General features: G+C 44.6%; 12 protein-coding genes and 1 pseudogene. 3 read left to right on the forward strand and 10 right to left on the reverse strand.

Annotated elements, in window-relative coordinates; all coding sequences use genetic code 11:
• The first annotated feature begins 299 nt into the window (after positions 1–299).
• Positions 300–546, forward strand: a pseudogene (locus D0A34_15510) (DUF4926 domain-containing protein).
• Positions 547–1,044: 498 nt separating this feature from the next.
• Here D0A34_15510 and D0A34_15515 read toward each other — a convergent pair.
• The 4 genes from D0A34_15515 to petN form a co-directional block, all read right to left on the reverse strand.
• Entirely contained in the window at positions 1,045–1,233 is a 189-nt protein-coding gene (locus D0A34_15515) for a CsbD family protein (GenBank protein ID UNU20099.1), read from the reverse strand.
• An 85-nt stretch (positions 1,234–1,318) separates the two neighbouring features.
• The gene (locus D0A34_15520) at positions 1,319–1,561 is read right to left on the reverse strand and encodes a DUF167 domain-containing protein (protein ID UNU20100.1); all 243 of its coding nucleotides are present in this window, start codon (positions 1,559–1,561) and stop codon (positions 1,319–1,321) included.
• Positions 1,558–2,157: a protease gene (locus D0A34_15525; GenBank protein UNU20101.1), complete on the reverse strand. Its 600-nt coding sequence runs from the start codon at positions 2,155–2,157 to the stop codon at positions 1,558–1,560. Before D0A34_15525 ends, D0A34_15520 begins: the two co-directional genes overlap by 4 nt.
• Before the next feature lie 92 nt (positions 2,158–2,249).
• Positions 2,250–2,339 carry a cytochrome b6-f complex subunit PetN gene (petN, locus tag D0A34_15530; protein UNU20102.1) on the reverse strand — a complete coding sequence of 30 codons (90 nt, stop codon included), beginning with the start codon at positions 2,337–2,339 and terminating at the stop codon, positions 2,250–2,252.
• An 82-nt stretch (positions 2,340–2,421) separates the two neighbouring features.
• Here petN and D0A34_15535 point away from each other — a divergent pair, with 82 nt between their 5' ends.
• The gene (locus tag D0A34_15535; GenBank protein ID UNU20103.1) at positions 2,422–2,901 is read left to right on the forward strand and encodes a hypothetical protein; all 480 of its coding nucleotides are present in this window, start codon (positions 2,422–2,424) and stop codon (positions 2,899–2,901) included.
• Between the two features lie 140 nt (positions 2,902–3,041).
• Here D0A34_15535 and D0A34_15540 read toward each other — a convergent pair whose 3' ends face one another.
• From D0A34_15540 to D0A34_15565, 6 genes are all read right to left on the reverse strand, one after another.
• A complete protein-coding gene (locus D0A34_15540; protein ID UNU20104.1) occupies positions 3,042–3,716 on the reverse strand; it encodes an SDR family oxidoreductase in 675 nt (224 codons plus the stop codon).
• A gap of 171 nt (positions 3,717–3,887) precedes the next feature.
• Positions 3,888–4,499, reverse strand: a complete 612-nt coding sequence (locus tag D0A34_15545) for a class I SAM-dependent methyltransferase (GenBank protein ID UNU20105.1) — start codon at positions 4,497–4,499, stop codon at positions 3,888–3,890.
• Positions 4,500–4,726: 227 nt separating this feature from the next.
• Positions 4,727–5,770 (reverse strand): biotin synthase BioB, encoded by a 1,044-nt coding sequence (gene bioB, locus D0A34_15550; protein UNU20106.1) that lies wholly within the window; start codon positions 5,768–5,770, stop codon positions 4,727–4,729.
• Between the two features lie 17 nt (positions 5,771–5,787).
• The gene (bioA, locus tag D0A34_15555) at positions 5,788–7,092 is read right to left on the reverse strand and encodes an adenosylmethionine--8-amino-7-oxononanoate transaminase (protein UNU20107.1); all 1,305 of its coding nucleotides are present in this window, start codon (positions 7,090–7,092) and stop codon (positions 5,788–5,790) included.
• Between the two features lie 215 nt (positions 7,093–7,307).
• On the reverse strand, positions 7,308–8,720 hold the full coding sequence (locus D0A34_15560) for an adenylate/guanylate cyclase domain-containing protein (GenBank protein UNU20108.1): 1,413 nt from the start codon (positions 8,718–8,720) through the stop codon (positions 7,308–7,310).
• Positions 8,721–8,971: 251 nt separating this feature from the next.
• A complete protein-coding gene (locus D0A34_15565) occupies positions 8,972–10,441 on the reverse strand; it encodes a DUF3365 domain-containing protein (GenBank protein ID UNU20109.1) in 1,470 nt (489 codons plus the stop codon).
• A gap of 304 nt (positions 10,442–10,745) precedes the next feature.
• On the opposite strand from D0A34_15565, the gene D0A34_15570 reads away from it, so the two are divergent.
• Positions 10,746–11,495: a class I SAM-dependent methyltransferase gene (locus tag D0A34_15570; GenBank protein UNU20110.1), complete on the forward strand. Its 750-nt coding sequence runs from the start codon at positions 10,746–10,748 to the stop codon at positions 11,493–11,495.
• The last annotated feature ends 20 nt before the right edge of the window (positions 11,496–11,515 follow it).

Genomic DNA, 11,515 nt, shown 5'->3' on the forward strand with positions numbered 1-11,515 from the left:
ATCCCTGGCTTTTTTGTGGGCATTAGCATGGGGCAATTTTAGATTTTACATTTTAGATTTTAGATGGGTAATTTTAATCGAAAATCGAATGGGGTATGGGACGGGTTCACCAATGAATTTGGCCACGACCCAATAATCTTTAGAACTGACGCATCAGAACCAAAGAAACCGGGTTTTTCACTCCTAGTTAAAAGCCGGGATGCAGTATTTCGGTAAAAACCCGGTTTCTGCCTCCAGGACTAAGCTTGATAAACCCGCCCCCAGCCCAGTCCAAAAGTGAGGTACAAATAAGGAAAAGAATTAAAGACCTAGATATTGTTGCTTTAACAGAATATTTAGAAGCAAGCCATTTTGTAAAAAAAATAAATCATTAAATTACATAAAGGACAAGTAGGAACAGTTGTGATGGAATTTGATGGCAGTGCTTTGGATGTATAAATTTTTCATCAAGATGGCACAACTTATGCAAGGGAGACAATTCCCGCCACAATGTTAATGCTTTTACATTATGAATTAGTAGAAGCTGTAGCGGCGGTTCGCCGATGAATTTTGCCACGCACCAATAATCTTTATCAGGACTTACGCACCGGGACTAAAGAAACCGGGTTTTTTCACCAAGATTAAGGGTTTGAACCAAATATTTTGGTTGAAAAACCCGGTTTCTGAACACGGTTCTGTTAAGCCCAATCCTCCCTAGCCCCACTCCCCCCAGCCCACCCCCTACTCCTCCAAGGGGGGAATGAAGGGGGGACAAGAACTTACTCAAAGTCGCCCTTATTAATGGGAATTTAGGGCGATTTTCGAGGAATAAACAGTTTTAACCCAAGCGTATTGCTTTATAGTCAGTGCTGGACGCACTCCGGCAAAGAAACCGGGTTTTTTACCGAATCTGCTGGCTGCAACGCGTCTTTTCGTCCATCAAACGCGGTTTCTGGGTTCCAATGCGTCTAGGACTATAATCTCGGAAAACTATCTATAAAAAAAACCAGCAAACGATATGTTTGCTGGATTTAGTAGGCAGGAAACTTGTAGCAAATACTGTTACTAAGCTTTGTCTACAATCTCTTTTGCTTTATCTTTGAGGTCTTCTTTCAGGTGAATTGCTGATGCTTCGTCCTGCTTGGCTTGACCTTCTAATTTATCTTTCTGATTGCCTGTAACTTCGCTAGCAGCTTCTTGGATTTTGCCTTCAATATTCTTCGCTGTTGCTTCGACTCTATTTTCAATGCTCATAATTTTTTATTCTAACTCTACAACTATTAATATATAATTTTAAAGTTGAGTCTGTATCCCTCTTTAGATAGATGTGTTATTACCTTTATTTCAAAGTTAAAGGTTGGATTGGTATTTCCACAAGTTTATTTCTGGAAAAAAAACCGGATTTAATGCCGATCGCAGATTTCGGCACTTTAAACTTTTTCGCCAACAACACGATTAATTCTTGATTGGCTTTACCATCAACGGGCGGCGACTTGAGATGTGCTGTGAGGCTGCCGTCTGGTTGTTCTGCGATGCTTTGCTGTTTGGAATTCGGTTTAACTTTGACTGTGAAAATAGTCATACTTCGACTTTCTCTGAATGTTCGATCTTCGTTCCCAAAACTTTCAGGAATTCAGCTAGCCAGTTAGGATGTGCTGGCCACGCGGGGGCGGTGACTAAATTGCCATCGACTACCGCTTCGGTAACGGGAACTTCTGTATATTTGCCGCCGGCCCGGAGTACGTCGGGGCTGCAAGCCGGGTATGCGGTGCAGCGTTTGCCTTCGAGTACGCCTGCTGCAGTTAGAACCTGTAAGCCGTGACAAATAGATGCGATCGGCTTTTTGCTGTTGGCAAAGTAGCGGGTAATTTGCAGCACTTGTTCGTTGAGGCGGATGTATTCTGGGGCGCGTCCTCCGGGGATAATCAAAGCGTCGTAGTCTGCCGGGTTGATTTCGTCAAAAGTCGCGTTTAAAGTGAAGTTGTGACCGGGTTTTTCGCTGTAGGTTTGATCGCCTTCAAAGTCGTGAATTGCGGTGCGAATCGTTTGGCCTGCGGCTTTGTCCGGGCAGACGGCGTGGACGGTGTGACCTACCATTTGCAGTGCTTGGAAGGGCACCATTACTTCGTAGTCTTCTACAAAGTCGCCGACTAACATTAAGATTTTTTTGGCTGTCATGTTTCCAACTCCTGTTATTTTGATTTGGTTAAATAGGATTTTAAAAAAATGCGGGGCAGTTAAAAAGCTTGCCCCGCAAGCTATTCTGGAATCTAGAAACCGTTGCGTCCCCAAACGACCATTGAAATTGAGAAGGAGAACAGAACTAGCACCGAAACCCAACCGAGTGACAAAATATCCATAGCTATTTATTGAACAAACTGTACAAAGTGACTACAAACCTTATGATAAGTCAATTTGAGCCATTTTTGAAATGAGGGCGCCGTGAAGGACTCGTCAAATTTTAGTGCCGCTGAACGGATAGAATCTTTGAAGGCAGGGAGTGTTGCTGCTTTGTCTTGTTTGCTGGGTTTTGGGGCGATCGCCCTTGGTAATAGCTTAATTCTGGCGCATAGGTTCGATTCTCTGGCGAGTTTGCAGGTAAGGGAAATTGACCTAAATTTTGCCTTCAGAGGGGCGATCGCACTTTTAGGCGGTTTTTTGTTCGGCGTGACTTACCGCTATGCGATTCGCCGAGATGTTAACCCGCAGCTTAAATCTGGTGCTGTGTTGGCTTTTGGGTTGGTGCGGGCTTTTGGACAATTGGATGCTGGATTGTTTTTTGAACCCGGGAAGATGCCCGCCCTACAGGAGTTATTGCCATTTGCTGTTCGCGGTGCCGAGAGTGTGGTATTGTTTGCGATCGCGGGTTTGGTTTTGGATTGGGCGATCGGGCGATCGTGGATTAAGCCTTTCGATTCTTGAGTGCAAAATCTTGCAGCATTTTTAGGAACAGGCAAGATGCCTGTTCCACAAAAGTTCAATTTTATTGTGGGGTGGGCTTCTAGCCCGCCCAAAAAATACAATTTAGATGCGAAACAGCTTATTTTGCGCTAAACCCGCCCCTAAAGATTTAATACCTCAAATTCTGGATTGCCGTAAAGCATTTGCCTGTCTACCGCCGACAAAACTTTATTATTAGCAGCATCAGAAACTAAACACTGACAAACTAGCTGCGCTACATCCGCCCGGTGAATAGTTCCAGCAACTCGACAATCTTCTGTTAAAATACCGTTGCCTGTTGCAGGTTCCGACTTGAGTCCGCCGGGACGAATCACTGTATAAATCATCCCGCTTTCTATCAAATGATTTTCGGCTTTTTCTTTCTCACTTAAGACCGGGCCCAAAGTTTCCAAAACTTGCGGTTGCAAAGCAGCGGCACTGTTACCGCTACCGATGGATGAAACTAAAATAAATTTTTGTACGCCTGCTTTGACAGCCGCATCAATCAAGTTTTTGTTGCCCAAATAATCGGCTCTTTCCCCATCTTTGGGCAAGCCGCCAATTGTGCTGATTACGGCATGAATTGGCTCACCGCCAGCCATTGCCACTTCCATAGCGGCAGCATCCAAAGCATCGCCAGTCACGACTTTGATGCCCATGGTTTCTAATTCGGTGCTGGTAGCGGGCGATCGCAAAAGTGCAGTTACTTGCATATTTTGTGATATCAGACATTTCGCGATTTCTAAGCCGACTCCTCGACTAGCACCAGCTAAAAAAATGTGGCATTTCTCTGTCATATCAATTTTGATTTAAGGGGTTCACAAAGTGGTTTATTTGAATGTAGATTATACAAGAATCCTCTGTCAATTGGTGAATGAGTTTTTTTATTTAACCGCAGAGGGCGCAGAGGGCGCAGAGGAAGAGAGGGGAATGATTTGCGATTACCGATTGCCTATTTCCAATTTACGTTAGATTTTTCTGCCCACCATTACTACCCAAGATTGAGCTTCGCGCGGTAAGCCGGGGGGGCGATAGTAGTGATTGACAATGGCAAATCCCGCTTGTTCTAAACAAGGCGCTAAAGTATGATATTCCCATCCGGCAGTATAGCGTTTTCCGGTTGGTCGCTCGTCGTATCCCTCCCAATTTCCCCGGCACATTGACATGACAATTGCACCGTTAACAACTAAGGCTTGGTGCAAATCTTTCAGCACTTTCACCATCTCATCGCTGGGAACGTGAATCAAGGAAGCATTGGCAAAAATACCGTCAAATTCTGCCTTTGGCAAGTCGAGATTCAGAAAAGATTGCTGCCAAACTTCGCATCCTGATAATTTCTTAGCTATTTCTACAAAAGCCGGAGTTGCATCTAAGCCTACAACTGTGTGTCCTTGGCTCTTGAACGCTACTAAATCTCGTCCCGGGCCGCATCCTATATCGAGAATTTTACCGGGATTGCGCGGCATGGCAGCGGTCAATGCGGAGCGATTTTGGGATACGTCGTGGTGCCAAGTTCCTTCTCGGAAAGATTCGGCAGTTAGCTGGTATTCTGCGATCGTAATTTCTTCGCGTTTGTCCACAATTTCCCCCTCTTGTATTATTTTATATTTTAGATCTTAGATTGAAGAATATCAACCGGAGAATAAGGGTTTATGACTACAATCTAAGAGCTTACGGCTTAGGCATTTGCTACCTCAGAAACCCGGTTTCTCTTCCCCATGCGTAAACGGGAAGTAGAGATATTGGGTAGGCCCACGGCACTGCCGTGTCCTACTCTATTTCATCTGATTGAAAACTACTATAATAGTTAAACAACCAGGGTTTTTTGTTCGGGTTTGGTAACTGCTGAATCAACTTCTAAGAGAGAACCTTCGGGGGATTCGATCGCAAATCCCGCATCTCGAATCATGTCCCAATCTTGATGTGCAGCTTGTCCGGGAGTTGTCAGATAATCGCCCACAAAGATAGAATTAGCGGGGTAGAGTCCGAGAGGTTGCAGCGATCGCAAATGCACCTCCCGTCCCCCAGCAATCCGAATTTCTTGACTCGGAAGCAAAAATCGGAACAAACAGAGAATTCGCAAACATTGGCGGGGAGTTAACCTGTTTACCTCTGCAAATGGCGTGCCGGGAATCGGAATAAAAAAGTTGACCGGCACGCTAGTAACGCCCAACTTGCGAAGCGAAAGCGCTAAATCGATCGCATCATCATCCGATTCGCCCATCCCCAAAATGCCGCCGGAACAAGTTGTGATTCCCGCTGCTTTTACGTGTTCGACGGTTTCAACCCGATCGCCAAAAGTGTGAGTAGTGCAAATGTCCGTGTGATATGATTCGGAAGTATTGAGATTGTGATTTACGCGATCGACTCCAGCTTTAGCCAAACGGTGAGTTTGTTCCTCGCTCAACAATCCCAAACAAGCGCAGATTTTCAGGTTATGATTTGCCTTCACAGTCTCGACAGCATCCAAAACGCGATCGAAAGTAGATGCGCTGGGTTGGCGGCCAGAAATCACCAAACAAAATGTACCAGCTTTTAAATCTGCTGCGCGTTGGGCGGCATCCAGAATTTTCTCCTTAGCTAAAAGCGGATATTTCTCAATTTCCGCAGTCGAAATTTTTGACTGAGAACAATAATGGCAATCTTCAGGACAAAGGCCACTTTGAGCATTTAACAAATAGTGCAGCCTGACTCGGTTTCCCCAGTAGTGGCGGCGCACCCGATAAGCTGCGTTTAGTTGTTCCAGCAAAACCTCATCCGGTGCGCGCAATACGGCTAAAGATTGCTCGCGAGAGATACATTTGCCCGCCAGCGCGTCGTCAGCCAAATCGTTCCAATTGGGTAAATTCATTACTAAAATTAAAGGGTTTACAGAGTATCCAAAACCTGACGAATTACCCGATAAATCGATTCTAGTTCATCAGGAGAAATGCAGTAGGGAGGCATCAAGTAAAGCGTGTTTCCCAAGGGGCGGAGCAAAAACCCCGCTTCGAGAAATCTGGCTTTCAATACAGGAGCGATGTCATTAAAATAACCGGAAACGCTTTCGGTTTTCACATCCATTGCTGCGATGGTGCCGCAAGTCCGAATCCGTTCAAGCTTAGGATGATTTCTCAGCCATTGATTTAGATATTTGCGGTGCAGTTTTTCCATCCCTTGATAAACATTTGGGTTTTGCTCCAAAAGCTCCATAGATGCTACACTCACCGCACAAGCTAAAGGATTTCCGGTGTAAGAATGACCGTGAAAAAAAGCTTTGTCCGATTCATCCCGCCAGAAAGCTTGATAAATATCCTCCGATGCCATTGTGACAGCAATTGGCAAGCAGCCGCCAGACAATCCTTTAGACAAACACAGAATATCCGGCGAAGTTCCAGATTTAACAGAGGCAAACAGTTCCCCCGTGCGCCCAAAACCAGTCATTACTTCATCGTAAATCAACAATACATTAAACTGGCGAGCAAGTTGTGCGATCGCCTGCAAAAACTCAGGGCGGCACATTCGCATTCCCCCGGCACCTTGCACCAAAGGTTCGATAAAAATTCCCGCATAGCCGCCCTGCTTTAACAAAAACTCCAACTTCTCTAAACTCGCCGCCTCCTTGCTTTCCACCTCCTCGTCGCCGTCAAAAGTCGCAGGAAAAGGAACAACATCCCCAGGAAACATTAAAGGTGCAAAAGATTCCCACCACAGCGAACTTCTGCCAGCAGACATCGCGCCCACAGTATCGCCGTGATAACCTCCCTCAAAACTAATAAAGCTAGTACGGTTAGTTTCTCCGAGATTGCGCCAATATTGAAATGCCATTTTCAGAGCAACTTCAACAGCAGTTGAACCGTTATCAGAAAAGAAAATCCGCGTTAAAGAAGCAGGCGTATGAGTTAGCAATTTACTCGCAAGTTTCTCGGCCGGTTCGTGAGTAAATCCCGCAAAGATTACGTGTTCTAACTTTTGGGCTTGTTCATAAAGAGCCTCAGCGAGAACCGGATGGCTGTGCCCATGAACAGTCACCCACCAACTAGAAATGCAGTCGAGAATTTGCCGCCCGTCTGCTAATTCCAGCACCGATCCTTTGCCACGAATTACCTTCAGCGGCGGGGCAGCCGTTTTCATTTGCGTAAAGGGCTGCCAAATCGGTGAATTTGAATAATTATGTTCCTGATCCGCCGTCATTTCTACCAGTCAAACTAATATTAAGTCGCCTTTTAATATAGCAAGTTTCCCTCACTTATGAACTTTTTATTTTTTCTTCTTTCTTCTTCTCTTCCTTCGTGTCCTTAGCGTCTTCGCGGTTCGTTCAAAAAAAATATAGTTTGGTGTCGATGGCGGCTGCGCTGCAACGTCAGCCCCCATACCACGTATTCGCGGGCGATGGTTAAAATTGTCAGTTACAATTTTCTGCCTTTGAGCAAATAAGTCGTCATAGATCCTTTGCCTTTAACATTAATTTTACCGCGTTTTTCCAACAAATACTTATCGCACAGCAACTCATAAGTTGAGTTGCTAACTTGAATTTTACCAGGAAGTCCCTGAGACTCCATGCGGCTTGCTGTATTCACAGCATCTCCCCACAAATCGTAAATAAACTTTTTAGTGCCGATGACACCTGCTACAACAGGCCCAGTATTAATGCCAATGCGGATATTGAGAGGTTTACCGCATTCGTCGCGGAATTTCATAATTTCTTGCTGCATTTCCAGGGCCATTTCGGCAATAGATTCGGCGTGATTTGTACAGGGAAGAGGCAAACCGCCTGCTACCATATAATTGTCACCTATCGTCTTAATTTTTTCTAAGCCGTATTGCTCGCTCAAGCGATCGAAAGCTGAAAATATTTTATTAAGTAATTCTACTAATTCTTCAGGAGATGTGCGCGAAGATATTTCGGTAAAACCCACAATATCAGCAAACAAAACCGTAACCTCGGCAAATCCGTCCGCAATATTTATCTGACCCTGTTTTAGGCGATCGGCAATCATTGCCGGTAATATATTTAGTAATAAACGTTCGGACTTTTCTTGTTCGGCGCGCAATACTTCCTCAGCTTGTTTACGCTGTGCGATTTCCTTGTATACTCGGTGAAACATTTGATTGAATGCGACCATGAGTTCTCCCAACTCGTCATCGCGCTTGACAGACAGAGAGTAGAAATCAGGTTGTTCTCGATCTTTGCTCAAAGCGTCTCCAGCAGCGATCAAGTCATCGCGCAATCTCAAGAGAGGTGAAATTACTGTCACCCCTAAAAAAAACATAGTCACAGAAGTGACAAAGGCTGATATAATGATAACTAGAACGGCAATTCGCCCGATAAATGCGTAGAGTTCCGGTTGAACGGTGGAAGCATCGTGGCGAACAATTAAGATGTAATCGCCTCCAAAATGTCGCTCCGTCCAAGCAATATCGTAGCGCTTGCCATCGAACTTGTGACTGTGAACTATACGAGCTTTTTTTAGTTGCTGTAAACGGATTTCTGGCGGTTCGCCAAGTGTATATATTAGCTCACCGTTAGCTTGGTAAATAGATAGTCCTAACACTACTTGAGAATCTTTAGTAATATTTTTTACTTCTTCTTGCAAGAAAGTGCGATCGGAAATATCTTGCTGTAGCAAAAACTCTAGGGAATCAACTGTCGCCCGAGATACCTGTTCCAGTTGACTTAAAAGTTCATTTTCTCGCCGAAAATAAGAGGGAACTAAAATAATTCCCTCTATGACAAGAATGCTAGCAAATACCCACAAAGCTATTTGCCTAGACAAGCGAGATTTGAAAAATTTCAAAAATGATAAAATCCGCGATAACATAAAACTTACTATTTTGCCAATGGCTAATGTAGGACATAGGAAAATAAACCCGGTTTCTCGTAATAAATTTTTGGTTTGTCAACGAAGCAACCGCGCAGAAACCTGGTTCTCACATCCCCTGTGTAATTCCTGTAATTGTCAGCAGTCAAAAGCCAGCAAGCATTAACTGTTAGTTCTTGGCTAAGGGCTAACAACTAATGACTGATGACTCCGGACTAACTAGCAGACCCCTTCATAATATAATAAACAAATCAAACCGAAACTGCGCTGACTAGCCTGCCTGCAAGCAGATAAGTATTCATATCGCCCTTGCCTTTGATGTGGATCATTCCTCTGTATTCAAAGAGATACTTATTTCTCAAGATATCGTAAGTTGATTGTGTGACTTGAATCGCGCCGGCAATCCCGTGGGATTCCATGCGGGATGCTGTATTGACGGCATCGCCCCAGAGGTCATAAATAAATTTTTTAGTGCCAATAACCCCCGCAATTGCAGGCCCGGTATTGATGCCGATGCGAATGTTCATTCCTGCATGATGTTTGGCATTAAATTTTGCTAATTCCTCCTGCATATCTAAAGCCATTTCCGCAATGCTTTCAGCGTGGTTGGTGCTGGGATTTGGCAAACCTCCCACTACCATGTAAGCATCTCCAATTGTTTTGATTTTTTCCAAGCCGTACTTTTCTGTCAGACAATCGAAGGCTGAAAAAATTTCGTTGAGAAAATCGAGCAATTCTTCGGGAGATATTTGTGATGAAAGCACGGTAAAGCCTACGATATCCGCAAACAAAATCGTGACTTCTGCGAAGCCGTCAGCAATACTGCTTTGACCATCTTTTAGCTTAGCAGCAATGGATTCGGGTAAAATATTTAGCAGCAGGCGATCGCTCTTTTCCTGTTCTTTTACCAATTCTACATTAGTTTCTTGCAATTGTGCCGTGCGTTCCCAGACGCGCTGTTCTAATTGTTTAGCATTTTGGCGCAACCTGCTGATAGATAAAGTTAATCCTGTGACCCCTAAAGTTGAAAGTCCTACTAACAGTAAAAACAGGTTCTTAAGTTCACTTTGAGTGTTTTGGGTGATGGTACCGAGAGGTTGAGTAATTTCTAATATTCCCCGCACATCTCCCAATTTCCAATCAGTTTTAGGACTGTCAGGGTGAGTATTGTGACAGTTCACGCAGCTAGAACTTAGAATATCTGCCTCGGCATATCGAAATGCTGGTTTGCCGCGATAATCCTCACGGCGAAAAAACTTTTGTGTCGGATTTTGGGTCAAATACGTAATAGCTTGCCGTTCAAAATCGTCTCGGGCTCCGCCTTCTCCTCGCCGCCAGGGAAACGGGTAGTCGCTGTAGAGACGAAGTGATACTTCGGGATTTTTATTTGTGATATTTTGACCGACTTCTATTAAGAAAGCAGCCGGTACCGGAATTGTTACTTTTGTCGGGTTGTAGTCGTGGGTAAAGTTAATCGCTTTAGCGGTGTTTAGAGGATTGACAACATCGGAACTGTAAAGGGTGCGGGCTTCTTTAATAGCTTGGGCATAGAGGGTGGCATTTTGGAGGGCTTGCGATTCGATTAGGGTGGAGGAAAGACGAGACATATTTGCCATCGCTACTCCTACACCTACACAAAATAAAATTGTCAGCGCAAGCAGAATCCGCTTATAAATTAATTGGCTGATGGCAGCCCGACTGCGAGAAATCAACTGGCGCATGGTATCCTCAAGCCTGAGCTTTAATCTTTATTTCAATTTATGCACTACTAACATAACACTGCTTGTTCAGACTGTTTTGCTGGCGTCCGGGGTAAACCAATACTCTCTGGGTGCAACGGAGGGTTAATTATTGTTTACCGCGAGTGTTTCCCTTATCCGTAAGAATACGCATAACTTTATAGTGATTTTCTGTTGAGTGAAGTACAGATGATCGGTTAAGGACACGGCAGTGCCGTGTCCCTACTTCACGCAATTTTTGCTTTATCTCGGTTAGGATAGCAATTGTAGTCTATGGTTGGCGATCGTGAATTCTGACTCTACTGCCTCACCTGTGCGCAACGAAATTTATCCCGGAGAAGTTTTCGTCAATATTGCCAATTTTGATACCGGCATTCGGCGACTTTTACCTAAATATGACGAAATGCTGGATGTATTAGCAGGCTGCATTGCTAACACAAACCATCGCATTTTAGAACTCGGCTGCGGTACCGGGGAACTCACTTTAAAAGTTCTCCAACGCTACCCATCAGCGGAAATAGTTGCTGTCGATTACTCGCCGCGAATGCTTAATTTTGCCCGCGCCAAAATAGAGTCGGCAGGATACGCAGCCCGGTGGACTGGCCTAGAAATGGATTTTGGAGAATGGGCGAACAATCCCAATTTCTCCGGCTTGGGCGATAAATTCCATGCTTGCATTTCATCTCTGGCAATTCATCATCTTGAGGATGAGATGAAGTTGAAATTGTTTGAACGCATTCGCGAAAGTTTAAATGCTGGTGGCTGTTTTTGGAATGCCGATCCTCTTTTAGCAGAATCAGCAGCAATAAAAGATATTTATCAAGCGGCGCGAGAAGATTGGGCGCGAAATCAGGGGGAAACCTTAGCACAAATTCGCGCAAATGTGGGAACGAGTGTCTCTTACGGGTATTCTAATCCCGATCGCCTAGCTACACTTTCGGCACAGTTGGAAATGCTGGTAAAAGCTAGATTTGAGACTGTTGCAGTGCCTTGGAAATACTACGGTATGGCGGTGTTTGGGGGATTTGTTAATTGAAAAAAGCACTCCTGGAGGCA

Source organism: Microcoleus vaginatus PCC 9802 (assembly GCA_022701275.1).
Lineage (GTDB): Bacteria > Cyanobacteriota > Cyanobacteriia > Cyanobacteriales > Microcoleaceae > Microcoleus > Microcoleus vaginatus_A.